This window comes from Leptotrichia sp. oral taxon 498 (assembly GCF_002240055.1).
GTDB classification, from domain to species: domain Bacteria; phylum Fusobacteriota; class Fusobacteriia; order Fusobacteriales; family Leptotrichiaceae; genus Leptotrichia; species Leptotrichia rugosa.
Genome location: NZ_CP016753.1, coordinates 1,427,492 through 1,447,351 on the forward strand (window position 1 = coordinate 1,427,492; position 19,860 = coordinate 1,447,351).

A 19,860-nucleotide genomic window follows, 5' to 3' on the forward strand; every position below is an offset into this window, starting at 1 on the left:
GATTGGAGAAGGTTTGAATGGATATACATCATTTGAAAATTTTTTTTGAAGCATGTCGGGAAAAAAGCTTTACAAAAGCAGCAAAAAAACTGTATATTAGTCAATCAGCGGTGTCTATACAAATAAAAAAATTGGAAACAAAATTAGATATACAACTTATCGAAAGAAATTCAAAAAATTTTAAGTTGACATTTGCAGGAAAAGAACTGTATCGAATGTCTAAAGATGTCTTTGATAAAATTTTGCGAATGGAAACAGAGATGCAAAGAATTGCTTATTATGGCAAAGGAAAAATTTCAATTGGAGCAACTCACAATATTGGGGAACCGGTTTTACCTAAAATAATGGTTGAGTTTAAAAAGAAATATCCTGAAATAGAGTTTGACTTATATATAAAAAATAGAGAATCTCTTATGCGTCATTTGAAAGAAGGAACAGTTGATGTAGCTTTAATGGAAGAATATTTTATTGAAGATAAGGAACTGAAAATTATTGAAACTGAAGAATATCCATTCGTGGTTGTCGCAGGGACTCAGATTTTCGATTATGAAGAGTTAAAAAATTTAAAATTGTTAAAGCGAGATACAATACTTACAAATAAGTATTTGGATTTATTTGAGAAAATTATCGGTTTTAATTTAGAAGATCGAATTGTAATTAATGGAAGTATCGAAACGATGAAAAATATGATAAAAAATGGAATTGGATTTGCAGTGCTTCCTTATTACAGCGTTTATGAAGAAATACTTCGAGGAACATTAAAAATTGTTCATAGTTTTGAGAAATGGGAAGAAAAATTTCAAATTGTGTATATAAAAGAAAATAGCGAAAAAGAAGGAATTGAGAAATTTGTAAATTTTGTGAAAGATTATAAAATTAATGGGAATTATTCTGACGAAAAAATAAATGATCTGATATTTAAAAATTTTGAATAATAATTTAATCTTATTTGTTGTTGCAGTACAGTTAAATTTCTATAAACTTTTTAAAATAAAAAATAAAAATTTTTTAGAAGTATAATATTTGAAATATAATTTTTAAGATAAGTTTTAAAATTTATTTTAAATAAATTTTTAAATCTGGAGGTAAAATAAATGTTAAAAGGAAATATAAAAAATTCATATTTAACAGCTTACAAAACTGTCAAAAATTTTGTGGAAAATGACGAGAATATTGAAAAAACGGTTAAAATTTCAGAAGAGTTGGCAGCTGCTTACAGAGATGGAAAAAAGTCGTTGATTGCTGGAAATGGTGGAAGTAATTGTGATGCCATGCATTTTGCAGAAGAATTTACAGGAAGATTTAGAAGTGATAGACGTGCTTTGCCGTCGATTAGCATAAGTGACAGTTCACACATCACCTGTGTTGGAAATGATTTTGGATTTAATTTTATTTTTGCAAAAGGAGTGGAAGCCTTTAGTCAAGAAGGAGATTTTTTCTTTGGAATCTCAACTTCAGGAAACTCTCAAAATATTATTGAAGCAATGAAAGTGGCAAAAGAAAAAGGTTTAAAAACAGTTGCACTTTTGGGAAAAGATGGCGGAAAATTAAAAGGTGTGTGTGATTATGAATTTATTATTCCAGGAGAAACTTCCGACAGAATTCAAGAAGTTCATATGATGATTTTACATATTATTATTGAAGGAGTGGAAAGAATTTTATTTCCAGAAAATTATTAATAAATTTATTTTTCAATTTAAAGCATAAATGAAATATATGTATTTATATAAAATTTATATATTTAAATTATTGAAATTTTGTGAAAAATATGGTATATTAGTGTTGTAAAATAAATTAAATGGAATGGAGTGAAATATTATGAAATTAGTTAGAAGGATAAGGGAAAGAAAAATAATGACAATTTATTTGTGCAATCCTTTATCATTGCTAATTTTTTAATATTTTTTAGGAATATAATATAAAAGTCAGTAATTTTGAGGTTGCTGGCTTTTTTTCCTTTAATTTAAAAATATTTAAAGAAAAAGGCCTAAAAAAATAGGCTTTTTTTATTTAAAATAAAAAAGTAGGAGGAGAAAGAGATGATAAAAGCAGGAATTGTAGGAGCAACAGGGTATGCAGGACAGCAGTTATTATGGATTTTAAATAATCACAAAGAAGTGAAAGTGGAATTTATTTCATCGCATTCATTTGCAGGAGAGAATATTGGAAATATTTATAAAAATTATAAAAAATATTTTGAAAAAAAATTGATTTCGTTGGAAGAAATTAAAGAAAATCTGGATAAAATAGATGTACTATTTTTAGCACTGCCTCATGGAATGTCAGAAAAGATAACAAAATCAGCGCTTGAAAATAATGTAAAAGTTATAGATTTGGGAGCAGATTTTAGATTAGATGATTCAGAAATTTATGAAAAATGGTATAAAGTGAAACATAATTATCCAGAAATCAATAAAAATGCGGTTTATGGTCTTCCAGAACTTTATAAGGAAAAAATTAAAAATACGAAAGTTGTGGCTTCACCTGGATGTTATCCCACTTCTGCTATTTTAGGCGTGGCACCGTTATTAAAAAATGGAATTATTGATACGAAAAAAATTGTTGTTGACTCAAAGTCAGGAGTTTCAGGGGCTGGAAGAAGTGCTAAATTGGATTTGATTTATGCTGAAGTAAATGAAAATTTTAAGGCTTATAATGTTTTGAAGCATAGACATACACCTGAAATAAAGCAAGAGATGGATAAATTAGCGAATGGGAATATTAATTTAGTATTTACTCCGCATTTGTTGCCGATAAATAGAGGGATTCTTTCGACAATTTATTTAGATGTGAAGGATGAATTTAAGGAAAGTTTGACGGAAGAAAAAATTTATGAAATTTATAATGAATTTTATAAAAATGAGTATTTTGTGAGAGTTACTGAAAATTTGCCAGAGATAAAAAATGTGAAAAATAGTAATATTTGTGAGATTGGGGTTCGATATGACAAGGAATTTGGGAACATCGTTGTAGTATCAGCAATTGATAATTTGATAAAAGGGGCTGGTGGACAGGCGGTTCAGAGTATGAACATTTTATTTGGATTTGAAGAAAATGAAGGATTGGAATTTTTGTCGATGTATTTATAAAAATATTTTGTTAATAAGATTTTATTAATAGGATTTTACAGATAAAAAAGAAAGGAGCGTGTGATTTATAATTTTTAGAAAATAATTGAAAATTATTTATCATACAAAAGTTATATGAAAATAATAGAGAATGGTACGATTACTGACGTTAAAGGGATTAAAGCAACTGGAATATCGGCAAAATTGAAAAAGAGCGGGAAAAAAGATATGGCTTTGATTTATAGTGAAGAAAAGGCGGTTTCGGCTGCAGTTTTTACAAAAAATTTAGCAAAAGCTGCACCAATTATTTTGGATATCAAACATATAAAAAATGAGAATACACAGGCGATCGTGGTAAATAGTGGGAATGCAAATTCTTGCACGGGGGATACTGGACTTGCAAATGCTAAAAAGATGACTGAGCTGGTTGCGAATAAATTGGGACTTAAAGCTGAGGAAGTTTTGGTTCAGTCGACTGGGATTATTGGAGTTCAGCTTGATATGGAAAAAATTGAGAATGGGATTGAGAAAGTTGTGGAAAACTTGTCGGAAGATGGCGGAATTGATGCGGCTACTGCGATTATGACGACTGACACTTTTGTTAAGCAGATTTGCTTGGAAATTGAGATTGCTGGGAAAAAGGCGAAAGTGGCTGGAATGTGTAAAGGTTCTGGAATGATTCATCCAAATATGGCGACAATGCTTTCATTTACTGTAACTGATGTGAATATTGAAAAATCACTGTTGCAAAAAATGTTTTCTGAAATTGCTGACAATACTTTCAATATGATTTCAGTCGATGGAGATACGAGCACAAACGATATGGCTTGTGTTTTGGCGAACGGACTTGCAGGGAATGAAAAAATTGTTGATAAAAATTCAGCTGGATATGATGAGTTTAAAAAGGCGTTATATAAAGTGAATGAAGAATTGGCAAAATTAATTGCGAAAGACGGAGAAGGTGCGACAAAGTTGATTCAAGTTACAACAAATGGGGCGAAAACGCTGGAAGATGCGAAAAAAGTTTCAAAATCAGTTATCACTTCAAGTCTTTTCAAAGCGGCAGTTTTTGGTGGCGACCCAAATTGGGGAAGAATTTTGTGTGCGGTTGGATATTCAGAAGCTGATTTGATGATTGATAAAGTTAATATTTTCTTAAAAGCTGGAAATGATATGGTTCAAGTTGCAAAAAATGGGATGGCACAGGAGTTTGATGTTCCAAAAGCTGAGAAAATTTTGAAGGCTGAAACCGTTGAAATAATTATTGAATTAAATGATGGGGAGTTTGAAGCGACTGCTTGGGGATGTGATTTGAGTTATGATTATGTGAAAATTAATGCGGAGTATCATACTTAATAATTTTTAAAATAAAATTTATGATTTTAAGAATTTTTTATTAGTAAACTTTTCAAGATAAATTTTGAAAAAAATTATTTTTAAAATTAAATTTTTGAAAAATTCAAAAAATGAGAAAAATTCTAATAATAAGGAAAGGAAAAATATGATTTCAAATTTAGATAAAGCAAAAATTTTGGTAAAGGCGTTGCCGCTTATAAAAAAGTATCATAATAAAACGATTGTGATTAAATATGGTGGAAGTGCGATGGTCAATCCTGTTGCACGAGAGCAGTTTATTCAAGATGTAGTTCTTATGAAGTATGTTGGGATAAATCCTGTGATTGTGCACGGTGGAGGGCCTGAGATAAACGAGATGCTTCAAAAAATTGGGAAAGAGAGCAAATTTGTTGCAGGAAATCGTGTGACTGATGAAGAAACGATGGAAATTGTGGAAATGGTGTTATCTGGGAAAGTCAATAAAGGAATTGTGTCGGACATCAATAAATATGGTGGGAAAGCTGTTGGTCTAAGTGGAAAAGACGGAAATATGGTGTTTGTTGAGAAGAAGTTTGTTGAAGTTGATGGAGAAAAGATTGATATTGGGTTTGTCGGAGAGATTAAGGAAATTAATACGGAAGTTATAAAATTGTTGGAGATGAATGATGCAATTCCTGTGATTTCATCGATTGGAGTAGACAAAAATGGTCAGACATACAATATTAATGCGGATTATGTGGCAGGTGCGATTGCTGGGAAATTACAGGCGGATAGATTGATATTTTTGACAGATGTTGATGGAATCTTGCTTGACTACAATGATAAACAGACACTTATTGATGAAATTGATGTGGAAAATGTGAACGATTTAATCGAGCGAGGAATTATTAGTGGCGGAATGTTGCCAAAAGTTACGACTTGCTTGAATGCAATTAAAAATGGCGTGGAAAATGTTGTTATTCTAAATGGAAAATTGGAACATTCTGTGATTCTTGAGTTGTTTACAGTCGAAGGAGCTGGAACATTGATTAAGAAAGATGAAAATTTAGAGAGTTAAAATTATTTGAGAAAGTAAAAATATCTCAAAAGATTTTGAAGTTGAAAATTAGAAAATTATCGAATATTTTCCAAAAAAATTAAGAGGGAAGTGATTAAATGTTATTAAATGTGTATAGCCGTTATAATAAAATATTTGAAAAAGGAAAAGGGACGTATATTTACGACAATGAAGGGAATGAATATTTAGATTTTGTATCAGGAATTTCAGTAAATTGCTTGGGACACGCAAGTCCTGTGATTACAAAGGCTTTGACGGAGCAGAGTCAAAAACTGGTGCATATTTCTAATTTGTATTACAGTCAGCCACAATTGGATTTGGCGAATAAACTTACTGAAAATAGTGAAATGGAGAGTGTTTTTTTTACAAATAGTGGAACTGAAGCGATTGAGTTGGCTTTAAAAATTGCTCGAAAATATGGGAATAATTTGTCGTACGATGAAAATGGAAATAAAATTGCTGATAAAACGGAAATAATTTATATGAAAAATTCATTTCATGGAAGAAGTACTGGAGCCTTGGCAGTCACTGGTCAGCCAAAGTATCAAAAACCGTTTGAGCCGTTGATGAAAAATGTTACAGAATGTAATTTTAATAATGTTAAAGATTTAAAAGCAAAAGTAAGTGAGAAAACTGCCGCCATTATTTTAGAGCCAATTCAAGGAGAAAGCGGACTTGAGAGTGCTACTCCTGAATTTATGGAAGCTATAAAAGAATTGAGCAAAAAATATGATACACTTGTGATTTTCGACGAAATTCAATGCGGAATGGGAAGAACTGGGAAACTATTTGCCTATGAAAATTTTGATTTGGTGCCAGATATAGTTACAATCGCAAAATCGCTTGGTGGCGGAGTTCCAATTGGAGCTTGTCTGACAAAAGGGAAAGCAAATGATGTGCTAGTTCCTGGCGACCACGGTTCTACTTATGGTGGAAATCCTTTGGTTTGTGCCGTTGCAAATGCTGTTTTACACGAATTAATTGACAACAAATTAATTGAAAAAAATGTTGTGGAAAAGGGTCAATATTCTGTGGAAAAATTGGAAAAATTAAAGGAAAAATTCGATTTTATCGAAGAAATTCGTGGAAAAGGACTTCTTTTGGGAATAAAATTTGATGAGAAAAAAGTTTTGGCAAAAGATGTTGTTTCAAAAGCACTAGAAAATGGGTTGTTGCTAGTTGGAGCTGGAAATAATGTTGTGAGATTTTTTCCGCCGTTTAATGTGACAGATGGGGAAATTGACAAAGCTGTTTCAATTTTGGAAAAAGTTTTGGAAATATTTTAATTTTTTAGAAATTTTTGATAACTCAATTTTTGATTTTGTTACGATTCAAGTTCCATTTTTTTATAATATTGTTGCATTAAATTTTTAATTTTTAAAACAATAGTAATTTCTGAATGATTCTATTTCAAAAGACAAAAGTTTTCGAAAAAATTTCTTTTTAGTAATTGCAAATTATAATTGTAAATTAAAAATTATTAAGGTAAAATTATATTGAAAGAATGAAAAAATTTAGAGTTAAAGGGGAGATTTTTATGAAAATCTTTAGAAAAATTGCAATACTTTTTCTTTTGGTAAGTTTGGTGAATTTTGGTGTGTCAAATATCGAAGGGAAAATCGCTCAGATTAGGAAGGATTTTACGAATACTAATGCTGTGAAAAATTATGTTATTAAGGAAGTTGAAGATTTAGAGCAAAGTACAGATGGCGGCGTTGTGAAGTATTATTTTCAAAATGGAGTTGTTAAAAAAATTGTGGCTGAACATTTTGGAGAAAGTTGGAATAGTTTGACAGAATATTATGTAAAAAATGGAAAAGTTTATTTTATTTTTGATAAGGCTGAAAAATATAATGTGCCATACTATGTGGATTCTAAGTGGTATAAAGAAAATGAGATAAAAAATGGAGAAGTCTTTGATAAAAGAAAGTCGAAATTTTCTGAACAACGATACTATTTTGATGAAAATGAAAAATTGATTCGGTATATTGGTGAGAATAAAAAAATTGTTGAAAATGGACAAAAATTGAAGGAAATTGAGAAAGATATATTGAAAGAATATTATAGAATAAAAAATTAATATCAAGTTATAAAAATAAAAATTGGAAAAATTAAACAATAGCAAGGGACAGAATCTCTTGTCATAATATGATAAAAATAAAAATTAAGGAGAAATTATGTTAAGAGGAAAATCATTTTTAAAATTATTAGATTTTACAACGGAGGAATTACAGTATTTGCTGGATTTGGCGAAAAAATTGAAGATAGATAAGAAAAATGGGACTGAGAAAAAAACAATGATTGGAAAAAATATTGCTTTGATTTTTGAGAAAACTTCTACTAGAACGAGATGTGCGTTTGAAGTGGGAGCTTATGACCAAGGAGCAAATGTCACTTACATTGGGCCTTCTGCATCACAAATTGGAGATAAGGAATCTATGGAAGATACGGCGAAAGTTTTGGGAAGATTTTATGATGGAATCGAATATCGAGGATACGGTCAGGAATTGGTCGAAACTTTGGCTGAACATTCGGGAGTGCCGGTTTGGAATGGACTTACAACTGAGTTTCATCCGACACAGGTTTTAGCGGATTTTTTGACTATTTTGGAAAAAAAGGGAACTTTGAAAGGAATTAAGTTTGCATATCTTGGGGATGGGAAAAATAATATGGCAAGTTCACTTATGATTGGTGCAGTAAAATTTGGGATGGATTTTACGATTGTTGCTCCAAAAGAATATTTTCCAGATAAGGAACTGGCTGAAACTGCTTTGAAACTGGCTGAGGAAAATGGGGGACATGTTTCATTTACGGATGATAGGATTGGCGGAGTGAAGGATGCGGATGTTATTTATACGGATGTGTGGGTGTCGATGGGAGAATCTTATAATGTATGGGAAGAAAGAATAAATAGACTTTCATATTATCAGGTAAATAGCGAGCTTATAAAACATGCAAAGGATGATTACTTGTTTATGCACTGTCTGCCTGCATTTCATGACTTGAATACAAAAGTTGCAAAGGAAATTGAGAAGAAGTACGGAATTAAGGAAATGGAAGTTACCGATGAAGTTTTTAGAAGTAAAAATTCTGTTGTATTTGATGAGGCGGAAAATCGGATGCATACAATAAAGGCTGTGATGGTGGCGACATTGGGAGATAGAGAATATCCGATGTAATTTAAGAAAAAATGTATCTGATATATCGAAAAAATGCAGTGGTTATTTTATATTGAACTTAAATAAAATGGAATTTAAGAGTCAAATGAATAAATCGGAGTTTTATTTAGAACTACAAAAAAAGGACTATTAAAAGAAAAAATTCCTTTTTCAAAACTTATAAAAAAATATGGTAAGAGACTCAATTGTTCCAAAGTTATGTGCAGTTTTAGTAATTGGGTATATAACACCATATGTAGAATTAGGAAATAAAGGGCAAGGATTAGTTTCTGTTCCAACTTACTAATGCTGTTAACAATAATTACACTATTACTGTGGATAAAGGTAGTATTTTTTATTATAGAGGTCATAGTGCTTCAATGAAACCAAAAATTGTTTTTGAAAAAGATATTTTACCGAAAGGGAAACACGATGATTTGTCTAAACATATTCGTGGACAGAGAGAAAATTTTGCGTCTACTTCTTCAGATTTTGATATTAGTGATAGTTTTGCTGGAAAAAATGGGTATAACTACATAATAGACACTGATAGAGGAATAAATACTGTAAAATTTTTTGGAGAAAGACATCCTTTTCCAGAACAAAAAGAATTTTCTATTCCTAATGGAATAAAAATACGGAAATAAAAGATGCTTATCAATATAAGGATAATCAAACTATTAAATATATAGAAAATCCTAATTATAAACAAAAAAATAATTAAAATTAATATTTTAAAAGGTGATTATAATGGAAAATTTTTGGAAAAAAGAAGAAAGTAATATAGAAATACAAAATATTGAAATTTTAAACAATGGAAAAGTAGAAAAAAGTAAACTATTTTTATTAGAAATTGAAGATGAAATTAATTTGAAAATAGAAATTGAAAATATGGTATATTTTTCAAAAAGTGATAATATCTTTGATTCTGTTGTAGAATTACGAAAAAAATTAGAATTAAAAAACATTTATTTACTTTGTAATGCTTCGGTTATTAATGTTTATCCTTCTGGAATGCAAAAAGAATTTGGAGGGACAAAGGCGTATAAATTACAAATGGGAAAACAAGCAACTTTATCTGATGTAGTAGATATTTTTGATTACGATAGTGAATTAAAAATTGGCAGTGTTAAGGAACAAGAAGAATTTTTTGAAAGTTGGATAGAAAGTTTTTAATGAGAAATTGTTATTTTGCGTTAAGACATATTACCAAATATGAACAAAAATAACAATACATTGTCAATACAACGAAACCATAGAGAAAGTTTAAAATGAAATTTACCAAAATAATAAAGAAATATACTTAATCCAAATAAAATATTTCAAACTAAGAAGGAAATAATAAAAAATGGAGAAAAATAGTCTTGAAGAATTGAAAAAATTAATGTTGAAAAAATATAGAAAAGAAATAAGCTTTCAACAATTACAAAAGGAATTTTTAAAAAATGATGATGAAAGAATAGAGTATATAAAAACAGAGTTGGAAAAAGCATATTATGAAAAAAATGGAAAAAGTATAAATACTCTGATTTTAGCAATATATATGTTTGAATTATATAGTGAAAAATTTGTTGATATTTTATGTAAATTAACAAAAGAAGAATGGCACGAAAAACATGAAGATATAGTGTTTTATCTTCAGCAAATGGAATTACCTTCTACGATAGATTGCATTTATGAATTAGCAATTTCGAATTTTGAAAAATACCGTTGGGATGATAATTTTGCACTGGTCAGAAAATGCTGTTTTGCTTTAGGAGATATAAATACTCCTAAGGCGAAAGAAAAACTGGAACTATTGTTGCAAAGTGATGAAGAAATGATAAGAAAACATGCAATGGAGCAGTTGAAGAGATGTGATTTCACAAATAAAGATGTTGAATGAAAGGATTAATTATGAAAAAAGAAGAGGAAAGAAATATTTATGCTGTATTTGATGATAAAACAATAAGAGTTTATCAGGCGTATAACAATGAAATAGCGGATGAGACTTTAAAATTAGGAAGGTTTGGAAGCAAGTTCAGTTTAAACAGAATGACTTGGATAAAACCGTCGTTTCTCTGGATGATGTATCGTTTAAATTTTATTTACAGTTTAAATACTTGTTTTTGTTTGTTTCTATTTTATCAAAAAAAGTCAAAACTTTAAATTTTTGAATATTTTCATAAAAAAACAGTACCTTTTTAGTACTGTTTCTATAAGCTATTTAGTATATCTTTTATCAAATCATCGTCTTCTTTTAGAACATGTGAATATATATCTAAAGTAGTAGATACTCTTTCATGTCCTAATCTTCTTGAAAGCGATACTATATTAACACCTTTTGATAATAAAAAAGTTGCATGAGAATGTCTTAAGTCATGAACTCTAATTTTTTTCAAATTGGCTTTTTTAGAATAGACATTTACATCATTTTGAAATTTAAACTTTGTAAATCCTTCAAATAGTCTAGTTTTTGGAGTGGGTTTATACAATACTTTGATATACTCTTGTATAATGTCTATAACAAATTTAGGGCAATCAATGGTTCTTTTGGACTTAGGAGTTTTTGGAGTTGATATGACATCAGTTCTTTTTATTCTTTGAAAAGTTTTATTTATTCTTATTTTACATTTCTCAAAATCTATATCTGAAATCGTTAGTGCTAACATCTCCCCTATTCTCATACCTGTATAGAACAGTATATTGAATCCAACCACGGCTTCTTTTTTATGTTTGATTGCTTCTATAAATTGTTTAAATTCGTCTAACGTCCATATGTTCATTTCTCCAGCGTTCTTTTTTCCAATTCTCCCAGCCGCTGAACAAGGATTTTTATTTAAATTATAAAATTTAACTGCATAATTTAATATAGCAACAAGTTGTTCGTGAATAGCCCTTAGATACGTTTGAGCAAGATTCCCTTTTATTAGTTCATTTTGCCATTTTCTAACCAGTAAGGGAGTTATTTCTTTTATCTTATATTTTTTAAAAAACGGCAATATCTTTTTATCAAAAATATATGTTTTACTTTCTATCGTGCTTGGTTTTAATCTATTTTTTTGATCATCCATATAAGATTTATATAGATTTTCAAATGTTATCTCAGTATCGGACACAAAAGAATTTATGTAATTTCTTTCATATTCCATTGCTTCTTGTTTTTTGCTAAATCCCATTTTTTTAACTTTTTTAGAAATTCCATTTTCTTTTACATAAAAAGAAACATACCATTTTTTGCTTTTTTTATCTTTATATGCTGGCATAAAAATCACTTTCCTATATTGTAACGTTCATTGAAGTATTTGGCATTTACTTTTCCTTGTTGTGTTAAAAATCCTTTTTCTCTCAACTCTCCGTTCAATTTTCTTATAATCTTATATGCCTTACCCTCTTTAACACCAATTATTTTCATAATATCTTGACATTCATAAAACCATTTTTTCATCATTCCTCCATTCTGTCATATCAAAGTAATTCGATATGACACAATCTTTCAAAATGTGTTTAGCAGTTTCTTCAAATGTTGAACTGCTAAAACTTTCATCTTCTATTTCTTCTCTGTCAATATAAATTGAATCTTATTTCATTTTCAATTTTGATTTTGTGTATTTTAGCATATTTTATCAATTGTTTTCCTCCAACAAGTTTTTGTTTTCATAAATGTTTCCAACAATCCACCAACCATCCATTATCGTATTTTCAGGTTGTAAAATCGGAATATTACGTGCTTTTATCAATTCTTGTGTAAATTCTTTGCATTCATCTATTTCATAATCGTCATCTTCCAAAATGTGACCATCTACTATTTTGAAACCATTTAATATGCCACCGCATTCTCTATCATCATTTCCAAAACCTATTAATTGCAGAAAAATTCCGTTTTCGTTCGATGATAATAAAATATCCCCTTCATAAATTTCTTTGCCATTTTTATCTTTTACCCCTGTATATTGCATTAAGTCTTGCATTCTGAAAAGGTGAAATGTTCCGTTCTCTTTAATTGATATTTCTTTATTTTCCAAGTGCAACGATGAAACTTTCATCATTTTTTCGTTTTCTTTATCCCAAGCTCTAAATTTTATTTCTCTCATTGTGCGTCCTCCCACTTCTCTAAATTCATTTCGGGATCATAAAATCTCATTTCCGAGCCGTCTTTAAATTCGAGGAATAGAATAGGATTTAAAATTGTCCATCCGCCCGTCATTAGTTTTCTTGCTTCAACTCTGAAGCCTTTTAAGTTTTCTTTTAAATATTTTTCTACATTTTCTCTTTCCATTTTTATCCTCCTTTTTCTCTCAATTAACCCTCTTTTTTATATTAAAATGGATTTCCATCATCTTCATTTTCTGATATAACTTCAACAGCCTCTTCTATGTTATCATTAGAGTAAGATTCGGCTACTTGAACTGGCGTATTGTCTAGTTCGCTTTCATTCACTCCTATTTCCTCAGCTTCATACATTCCGTCAAGGTCTTCAATAAATGCTTCTCTTAATGCTTGAGCCTTTGCTACCTTAGTTATCATTGTAACTGGTTTATTTTCCCAGTTTGTATTAGGTTTTCCGTCACTTTTTCTTTGTACATATTCGTCAAAATTGACTTCTACTGTTACAGGATTTTCCCAATTTTTACGATAAACTGTACACCAGGCACCAATTATTTCCTCTTTGCTTTTTACATAAATTGTTCCATCTCTTTTTTCTAGTTCTCCAGTATCTTTTTTTAAAATCCATAACCCTGTTTTTTTACCATTGTAATCTTTATGCTTGATTGCTCTTTTTTCTAATGCATCTCTTGATACAACCATTGCGGCAGGTTGAGTTCCGTATTTTATTAAGTATACTTCTTTTACAAAAGGATTCAATTTTCTTGCTCTACACAAGTGCATGAAATAATTAATTTCTTGATCCGTAATATTTCCATTTCCATTTACTAAGTAATTTTTTACGATTGCAGGACTTAACTTTACTTCTTCATTTCCTACTGTAAATGTCATTAATTGGTTTTGTCTTCTGTTATTTTCATTTCCTAGTCTTCCCATTTTTATATCCTCCTAAATTTGTTTGCTTGATATTTTTTCAGTTTCAATTCCTAGTCTGTCCGCTTCTTTTTTCAACATTATTAGAAAACTTAACGGAGCATTCATAAATCTTATTGTTGTATCATAATATTTTTCTTTTTTAGTAGTTTCCATGTTCTGCAGTTCGATTTGAACAATTTGTTGCTTTTTGATTTCTTCAATTTCTTTTTGTTTTTGAATTTCAGCTTCTTCTATTGCTCTTTGTTTTTCTTCCTCAGCTTTTTGTCTTAAATTTGCCTCTGTCTGCTTGATTTCGTTCTTCTTGCTTTCAATTTTTTCAGTAATAACGTTATAATCCTCAGTCATTAAAAATTTCATTGATTCAAAAGTTATCATAAATTCAATTTCTGAATTTGCCTTTGCAATTTGTGAATTTATGAAGTCTTGTTTTTTCTCAAGCTCATCATATTGTTTTTGTACTTCGTTCTCAATTTTCTTGAAAGTAAATGATTTATCTAGCCATTTGTCATTCCATTCCAGGAAAATTTTTAATCCTGGGTTTCTTGTGAAGATGTTATTTATTTTCTTCTGTACTTCAACTTTCTTTTCTTCCCTTATTTTTTCATCATATCCTTTAAGTTGTTCGCCAATAAAGTTTGATATTCCCTTTACTTCTTTTTCATAAGTTTTAAGAGTATCAATGAGTATTTCGATATCAGCATTTGCCTTTTTCTGTATTTTCTTTCTCTCATCACTTATTTTCTTCTCAAGTTTATTTAATTTAGTTCTTTCTGATTTAGCTATATCAATATCATCTTCAGTAACGATCCAGCCTTCGTATTTCTGCTTAACAATTTTCATAAAGCTTTTCAAGTCATCAATATTACTTGAAACTTTAGCTGGCACAAGTTCTGTCACTTCAAACTCAATTACTTGTAATTCCTGTGTTCCCATTTTTCCTCCTATATTACTAATCTTCTTTTTGATGGTGGCTCGATATCATTAAGTATAAACGAATTGAACCATATCTCTTTTTTTATAATTTCTTTTATATCTTCCTCATCACGTTCAATAAAATATTGTTTGATTTCATGTTTATTATTTGCAAAAGCTAATTTTATATCAGCATATAATATTGCATATTTCCAACCAGTTACGTATAGATAATGTTGAATTTGTAAATAATATTCAATTGGAATATCATTTTGCCATTTATCCTTGTAAATTTGATATGAATGGCATGTTGTCGTCTTAATTTCTAGAACTCCCATTTCTCCCTGTTCGTTTTTCAATGTTCCGTCAAGATTGGCACTCATAAAACCAAATTTAAGGCTCTCAAGCGTTTTTTCGAGTTTATCCACAGTATAATTAGGGTTGTTGATTTTAAAGTGTTCTATAAGTAAATTTTCACTTAATTTTCCACGTTGTATTGCCTTGTTATCGCTCAGATCTTCCTGTTCACGCCTGCCTGTTTTTTCTTCCCATAAAGTTACAAGATTTTTATATTCATTGTACCCCATTATAACACTTACATCGCTTCCGCCAATGTGCTTTTGCCTTATGTTATGCCATTCATTTTCATTTCTGTAACTTATTTCTTTGCATTTCATATTTCTCCTTTCCCCCGCCTATTTACAAGACCCTTTCATTTCTTTCAATTTTTTTATTAAATTATTTAATTTTTCAACACAATCGTCTTTGTCTAAATATAAATAACTTTCATTCATTTTTTTTCTTCCTTCTTCAGTTTTTATCCAGTGTTCCCACCCGCTTTCATAAGCGTGAACACAAATTTCATTTGTATGACCAGAAAACTCAACAAAAATTGTATTTTTTTCTCTTGAGTTTATTTCAAGAGCTAAATCCATTATTTTCATCACTTTTTCCTTAATTTCTTTTTTCATCTTATCCGCTAATCCTTTCGTATTTTTTTCTAGCTTTTAATGCTTCTTTTCTGCTATATCCTACCCATTTAATTTTGATTCCAGCTTCTTCAAAAGCTAGTAGGCTTAACGCTTCTTTTTCAAAGTCAATTTCCCCACTTTCTACGATGACCTCTTCCATTTCTTTGATTTTTTTATCTGTTTTTGTTATCAAAGTTTTGATATACATTCTATTTTTTTTATCAAAATCTTTTATTTTGTTGCAAATTTGTGCTTTAAATATGTTATAGTATGCAAATATTACAAGTATCTGTTTTAGCGCATTTTCTGTTTCTTTGTATCTAGTTTTTAGATATTTATCAAATTTAATTTTTAAATTTATTAATTCTTTTTGATAAATTTTTGAAAATTCGACGACTACAAATTCATTTTTAAAGTCTTTTATTTTTCGCTGATTTGGATTTTGCAAATCTTCATAATCATATTCCTCTATGAGTCTTGTCAATGTCCTGAAACTTCGTTGTATGATGTCCTCAAGTTCAAAGCTGCACCATAAAGTTTGTTCTTCCGACAGTTTTGATATTTTAGTATCACCTTTTACAAGATTTTTGTCTGTGATGTTTGGAATACTGAAGTAGTTTCTATAATATTTACACAAATTTGACAACGCCATCATCGAGAAAACTTTTGTCTTTTCGTTTTCATCTAGCACAAATTTTGTGTAATCCATTGCTTTTTCAGTTATTTCCTCTTTAAACTTTTTCTTTTTAATTTTTCTCAAACTGCTCATAATTTTCTCCTACTTTCTCAACATTTCTTTAACCATTGAAGGCAAAAGCCAAAACAGCATTCCGCACAGCGCTGGAATAAAAGTTTCTCCACCGCCAATCACTCCTAAAAAATACCCTCTTTCTATCGCAGCATATCTATAAGCTGCACTAGTTAATGCAATAGTTAAAATCACTTTTACAGTATTTTTAAATATTATCTTTTTCATTTTTCCTCCTAAATATATTTTTTGATTTCGTCAATTACATTATCGTAATATCTAAAACTTTCCACCTGCTTGTTGCTATATTTTGCTTTGTCGTAAGCCCAAAATCCAAATTCTTCTGTCTTTAAATTATGCTTTTTAGCTATGCTTCCGACTTTCATTGATGTAATTCCTAGCTTGTTGCCGACTTCTGTTGCTGTGTAGCTTTTCTTTTTAACAGCTGGAAGTTCTAAAATTGGTTCATCATAAAGAGCATTCGCACTATATATTTCCAAAGTTTGTTTATATTTGTCATTTGAAATACTTTGAGATAATTCTTTTAGAATTTTACTTTTTTCTAGTCTGATTTTGTCTTTTTCAATGTCGATTAAATCATTTTTAAATATATTTTCTTTAGTTTTAATAGTTTCTTTTTTTGTTACTTTCTCAATCAATTTGTATCTGACATCAGCACTATATCTTGCTCCGAGTTGTAAAACTCCTTGTATATTTGCGATAAACATTGGTCTATTTTGATTGTTTTTGTCTTTGTATTCGCCGCCCTGAAAAATTAGTGCGGCTCTTTCTGTACCTAATTTCTTAATTTCATCTCGTATATCTGCCAAAATATTATAATGTTCCTTACCTGTAATTTCTGCAATTTCCAATGATGTCATTGTTCCTTTTGATTCTAATAATTGCAATTCTTTCATTTTGCCTCCTGTTTTCCTTTATTTTCTATCAAATCAGTTCTTAGCTTCATTAATACAAAAAATGCTTCCACCTTAGTTTTAAAATAATTTCCTTCTTCTTTTCGCTCTTTATCTGATGTTCTGTCTTTATCCACAGTTGAAGAAATAACAAATCTGTTTTTGTGAAGATTAATAAACCAGTAAAGATTTTTATAGTCTTCTGAATAAACAAGGCTTAATTTATCATCTAAAATAATACGTATAATGCCTAGCATGCCATGTAAATTTTGCGATTCAGGATCTTTAAAAGTTTTTCCTTGTCTCATTAACAAATCAACTTCTCTGTGCAGTATTTCTTCCATTTCTCTAATTTGTTCTTCTGTTTTCATAAATTCCTCCTATTTTTTTATCTCAAACCAGCAATTCTAGACTTGCTTAATTGTTTAATTGATAAGTGCTTTTGTTACTCAGACATGTTATTTATGCTGATTTTAAGATATATTTTGTATTGACTTAATTGTGGTGCCTGCGAAAAATTGTAATAAAATATAATAAAATAACATATAACGGAGAATATAACTAATATAACTATATACCAGAAAGGAAACGCCTTGTGCGGTGTATATAGTCAAAAACAAGCACCACGATTAAATCAATACCGATATTTAGGTATAAAAAAATCACAGATATAAAATCTGTGATTAACAATCGTTATTCATCTTTTTTAGATTTGATATAGATTCCAAAACCTGTACCGCCAAGAAAACCTACAAATATTTTTAAAATATCAATCAGTATTTCTTTGTTACCAGTAAGCAAACACAGCGCAACTAGTATCAAGAAAAATATCATACTTAAGATAGAAACAATAAATATTTTTTTATCTCTATCTCTTGTGATTTCAGTTGAATTTTTTATCATCAAAAGTTCTTTTTGGTAATCTTTTGCTTCCTGATCAATATAATTATTGATAAGTTTCTCTTTATCTTCCTTTGATAAATTTCTTAATACTTCTTGCGGTAAAGGACCTGAAAATTCACTACGGCTCATTTGTGTCTGAGTTAATTGCGCCATTATCTCAGGGATGTTTTCAGGAATGCTTTCTGTCTCTTTTTTATTGGCTATATTCTTTTTATTATCTGACATTATTTAGCACCTCTTTAAAGGTATTTTGAAATTTGTTTCTAGTTCTATTTTCATATTTGTTCACAACTTTTAAAGTAGAAGTTTCAATGTCAACAATAACTTTAAATACAGAGAAACCAATTTTTTTGTTTAATTTTCTTGTCAATTCACTAACTCTAATGTACTCATCTAAAAAAGATTTTGTGTATAACCGTACTTTTCGTTCATAAATTGCCATTTTCTTTCCTCCATATATGCTACATAATAATTATACCAAAAAAGAGTATGAAAAACAATTATTAATCACAAATTATTTTATTGCCATTGTCCAAGATAACTAATATCTTATCCAAACTCACTAACTATCGCTAATGAGCTTGGTAAAACATCAATTACTTTTTAAATAATTTTTTTATTCTGTTCACTAACTTTTTGCTGTTTTCTTTTCTCACTTTACTGCTGTTATCATTTACTATTTTTAATGCTTCAAATTTCATCTCTCTACCTCTATTCTATAATTATTTTTCTTTGCTTCTTTTATTACTTCTTTTGTGCTTATCTCAAAAACACTTTTCATTCCTAGAGCTTTCAAGAGAAGCACTCTTAAAGGATAAAAATGTTTTCTTTGCATTACGAATTTATTATCTTTGTATAAAGTGAAGTTCATTTTACTTGCCTCCTACTTTCTTCATCTCGAAATAATTTATTCTAGTTTCCCCTGTGTCATACCAGTCAATTCCACCATTGCAGTCTTTATAAGGTACGCTGACTTCCTCTTCCTCTTCAAAGCTGTAATTCTTGAAACATTCTTTTATAACTTTCTGTTCTTCCGAATCCCATCCATTTTCCGCAAATTCTTGCAGAGTTTCTTCTAATTGCTCATCAGTAAATTCAATTGTACCTTCGTCGTAATTTTTGACGAGAACGCCATCTGTGATTTGTCTCTGTATCTCATCAGAGACAATGTTTTTTATTTCTTTTTTCGTCATTTTTATCATCTCCTATCGTTCACTTTTGTACCTTTTTTATTCTACAATTCATAGTACCATAAATAAGATACAATGTCAATAAAAATTTTTCTTTTTTAAAAAAATATTGTATAATATATTAAATACATTTATGGGAAGGTGATTTTTATGAGCTTTGGACAAACATTAAAAGAAATTAGAACTGCAAATGGAGATTCGCTAAGAGGCTTGGCAGAAAAATCAGGAATTTTTTTTACTTTTATAGATAAAGTTGAAAAAGGGAAAAGTGTGCCTTCCGAAACTATGATTGAAGGTTTATTTAAAGTGTACCCGTTATATAAAAAACGATTGTCAATAGAATATTGTAAAGCTAAGTTGCCGAATAGTATCTTGAGAGAATTAAATTTTGATGATATTACTGAAGATTTTTTAGATAGTATATTAGGATTAGTAAAAACTTTAGATACGAACGAACAAAAGAATATTTTGAATTTGATTATTGAAAAAATTGAATATATGAGTTTTAAAAATGGACATTATGACGAAGTAAAAGAAATGATTAGCGAAGCAAAAGATAAAATAAAAGAATTATAATATTTT

28 protein-coding genes and 1 pseudogene are annotated in these 19,860 nt (G+C 29.3%); 13 read left to right on the forward strand and 16 right to left on the reverse strand.

All coding sequences use genetic code 11. The features are described from left to right. The first annotated feature begins 17 nt into the window (after window positions 1–17). The 12 genes and pseudogenes from BCB68_RS07055 to BCB68_RS07110 all read left to right on the forward strand — a co-directional run. A complete protein-coding gene (locus BCB68_RS07055) occupies window positions 18–935 on the forward strand; it encodes a LysR family transcriptional regulator (protein WP_094080133.1) in 918 nt (305 codons plus the stop codon). A 159-nt stretch (window positions 936–1,094) separates the two neighbouring features. Then, the gene (gene gmhA / locus BCB68_RS07060) at window positions 1,095–1,679 is read left to right on the forward strand and encodes a D-sedoheptulose 7-phosphate isomerase (RefSeq protein WP_094080134.1); all 585 of its coding nucleotides are present in this window, start codon (window positions 1,095–1,097) and stop codon (window positions 1,677–1,679) included. Window positions 1,680–2,039: 360 nt separating this feature from the next. After that, complete coding sequence (gene argC, locus BCB68_RS07065) at window positions 2,040–3,089, forward strand: N-acetyl-gamma-glutamyl-phosphate reductase (protein WP_094080135.1); 1,050 nt, start codon at window positions 2,040–2,042, stop codon at window positions 3,087–3,089. A gap of 114 nt (window positions 3,090–3,203) precedes the next feature. Next, window positions 3,204–4,424: a bifunctional glutamate N-acetyltransferase/amino-acid acetyltransferase ArgJ gene (gene argJ, locus BCB68_RS07070; protein WP_094080136.1), complete on the forward strand. Its 1,221-nt coding sequence runs from the start codon at window positions 3,204–3,206 to the stop codon at window positions 4,422–4,424. A 145-nt stretch (window positions 4,425–4,569) separates the two neighbouring features. Continuing rightward, window positions 4,570–5,460: an acetylglutamate kinase gene (gene argB / locus BCB68_RS07075; protein WP_094080797.1), complete on the forward strand. Its 891-nt coding sequence runs from the start codon at window positions 4,570–4,572 to the stop codon at window positions 5,458–5,460. A gap of 98 nt (window positions 5,461–5,558) precedes the next feature. Continuing rightward, complete coding sequence (locus BCB68_RS07080; protein ID WP_094080137.1) at window positions 5,559–6,746, forward strand: aspartate aminotransferase family protein; 1,188 nt, start codon at window positions 5,559–5,561, stop codon at window positions 6,744–6,746. A gap of 251 nt (window positions 6,747–6,997) precedes the next feature. Next, window positions 6,998–7,540: a hypothetical protein gene (locus tag BCB68_RS07085; protein ID WP_094080138.1), complete on the forward strand. Its 543-nt coding sequence runs from the start codon at window positions 6,998–7,000 to the stop codon at window positions 7,538–7,540. A gap of 97 nt (window positions 7,541–7,637) precedes the next feature. Beyond that, window positions 7,638–8,639 (forward strand): ornithine carbamoyltransferase, encoded by a 1,002-nt coding sequence (gene argF, locus BCB68_RS07090; RefSeq protein ID WP_094080139.1) that lies wholly within the window; start codon window positions 7,638–7,640, stop codon window positions 8,637–8,639. 359 nt (window positions 8,640–8,998) lie between these two features. Continuing rightward, the gene (locus tag BCB68_RS07095) at window positions 8,999–9,265 is read left to right on the forward strand and encodes a scabin-related ADP-ribosyltransferase (protein WP_094080140.1); all 267 of its coding nucleotides are present in this window, start codon (window positions 8,999–9,001) and stop codon (window positions 9,263–9,265) included. A 103-nt stretch (window positions 9,266–9,368) separates the two neighbouring features. Further along, window positions 9,369–9,794: a hypothetical protein gene (locus BCB68_RS07100; RefSeq protein ID WP_094080141.1), complete on the forward strand. Its 426-nt coding sequence runs from the start codon at window positions 9,369–9,371 to the stop codon at window positions 9,792–9,794. 172 nt (window positions 9,795–9,966) lie between these two features. Further along, window positions 9,967–10,503, forward strand: coding sequence for a HEAT repeat domain-containing protein (locus tag BCB68_RS07105; protein WP_094080142.1), 537 nt, complete (start codon window positions 9,967–9,969; stop codon window positions 10,501–10,503). After that, window positions 10,500–10,694: pseudogene (locus BCB68_RS07110) on the forward strand (DUF4291 family protein); the annotation flags it as partial. The gene BCB68_RS07105 and the pseudogene BCB68_RS07110, both read left to right, overlap by 4 nt. Before the next feature lie 119 nt (window positions 10,695–10,813). Here the strand turns inward: BCB68_RS07110 and BCB68_RS07115 are convergent. From BCB68_RS07115 to BCB68_RS07185, 16 genes are all read right to left on the reverse strand, one after another. Further along, on the reverse strand, window positions 10,814–11,863 hold the full coding sequence (locus BCB68_RS07115) for a tyrosine-type recombinase/integrase (protein ID WP_094080143.1): 1,050 nt from the start codon (window positions 11,861–11,863) through the stop codon (window positions 10,814–10,816). Window positions 11,864–11,868: 5 nt separating this feature from the next. Continuing rightward, the gene (locus tag BCB68_RS07120) at window positions 11,869–12,045 is read right to left on the reverse strand and encodes a transcriptional regulator (protein ID WP_094080144.1); all 177 of its coding nucleotides are present in this window, start codon (window positions 12,043–12,045) and stop codon (window positions 11,869–11,871) included. 178 nt (window positions 12,046–12,223) lie between these two features. Next, window positions 12,224–12,691: a YopX family protein gene (locus BCB68_RS07125; protein WP_094080145.1), complete on the reverse strand. Its 468-nt coding sequence runs from the start codon at window positions 12,689–12,691 to the stop codon at window positions 12,224–12,226. Next, a complete protein-coding gene (locus tag BCB68_RS07130) occupies window positions 12,688–12,876 on the reverse strand; it encodes a hypothetical protein (RefSeq protein ID WP_094080146.1) in 189 nt (62 codons plus the stop codon). The genes BCB68_RS07125 and BCB68_RS07130 overlap by 4 nt, the downstream gene beginning before the upstream one ends. A 41-nt stretch (window positions 12,877–12,917) precedes the next feature. After that, the gene (bet, locus tag BCB68_RS07135; RefSeq protein ID WP_094080147.1) at window positions 12,918–13,640 is read right to left on the reverse strand and encodes a phage recombination protein Bet; all 723 of its coding nucleotides are present in this window, start codon (window positions 13,638–13,640) and stop codon (window positions 12,918–12,920) included. Window positions 13,641–13,652: 12 nt separating this feature from the next. Continuing rightward, window positions 13,653–14,573: a DUF1351 domain-containing protein gene (locus tag BCB68_RS07140; RefSeq protein WP_094080148.1), complete on the reverse strand. Its 921-nt coding sequence runs from the start codon at window positions 14,571–14,573 to the stop codon at window positions 13,653–13,655. A gap of 8 nt (window positions 14,574–14,581) precedes the next feature. Further along, entirely contained in the window at window positions 14,582–15,229 is a 648-nt protein-coding gene (locus BCB68_RS07145) for a YqaJ viral recombinase family protein (RefSeq protein WP_094080149.1), read from the reverse strand. Between the two features lie 18 nt (window positions 15,230–15,247). Next, a complete protein-coding gene (locus BCB68_RS07150; RefSeq protein ID WP_094080150.1) occupies window positions 15,248–15,523 on the reverse strand; it encodes a hypothetical protein in 276 nt (91 codons plus the stop codon). 1 nt (window position 15,524) lies between these two features. After that, window positions 15,525–16,292, reverse strand: a complete 768-nt coding sequence (locus tag BCB68_RS07155; RefSeq protein WP_094080151.1) for a hypothetical protein — start codon at window positions 16,290–16,292, stop codon at window positions 15,525–15,527. Between the two features lie 9 nt (window positions 16,293–16,301). Then, window positions 16,302–16,499, reverse strand: coding sequence for a hypothetical protein (locus tag BCB68_RS07160; protein WP_094080152.1), 198 nt, complete (start codon window positions 16,497–16,499; stop codon window positions 16,302–16,304). 8 nt (window positions 16,500–16,507) lie between these two features. Further along, a complete protein-coding gene (locus tag BCB68_RS07165) occupies window positions 16,508–17,188 on the reverse strand; it encodes a Rha family transcriptional regulator (RefSeq protein ID WP_094080153.1) in 681 nt (226 codons plus the stop codon). Next, on the reverse strand, window positions 17,185–17,556 hold the full coding sequence (locus tag BCB68_RS07170) for a hypothetical protein (protein WP_094080154.1): 372 nt from the start codon (window positions 17,554–17,556) through the stop codon (window positions 17,185–17,187). Before BCB68_RS07170 ends, BCB68_RS07165 begins: the two co-directional genes overlap by 4 nt. A gap of 322 nt (window positions 17,557–17,878) precedes the next feature. Beyond that, window positions 17,879–18,313 (reverse strand): hypothetical protein, encoded by a 435-nt coding sequence (locus BCB68_RS07175; RefSeq protein ID WP_068157150.1) that lies wholly within the window; start codon window positions 18,311–18,313, stop codon window positions 17,879–17,881. Beyond that, window positions 18,303–18,530, reverse strand: a complete 228-nt coding sequence (locus tag BCB68_RS07180; protein WP_068157154.1) for a hypothetical protein — start codon at window positions 18,528–18,530, stop codon at window positions 18,303–18,305. Before BCB68_RS07180 ends, BCB68_RS07175 begins: the two co-directional genes overlap by 11 nt. A 255-nt stretch (window positions 18,531–18,785) precedes the next feature. Continuing rightward, window positions 18,786–18,959, reverse strand: coding sequence for a hypothetical protein (locus BCB68_RS10565; RefSeq protein ID WP_157697366.1), 174 nt, complete (start codon window positions 18,957–18,959; stop codon window positions 18,786–18,788). A gap of 1 nt (window position 18,960) precedes the next feature. Beyond that, window positions 18,961–19,281 carry a hypothetical protein gene (locus BCB68_RS07185; protein WP_094080155.1) on the reverse strand — a complete coding sequence of 107 codons (321 nt, stop codon included), beginning with the start codon at window positions 19,279–19,281 and terminating at the stop codon, window positions 18,961–18,963. A gap of 147 nt (window positions 19,282–19,428) precedes the next feature. Between BCB68_RS07185 and BCB68_RS07190 the strand changes: the two genes are divergently transcribed. Further along, on the forward strand, window positions 19,429–19,854 hold the full coding sequence (locus BCB68_RS07190) for a helix-turn-helix domain-containing protein (protein ID WP_094080156.1): 426 nt from the start codon (window positions 19,429–19,431) through the stop codon (window positions 19,852–19,854). Window positions 19,855–19,860: the final 6 nt, after the last annotated feature.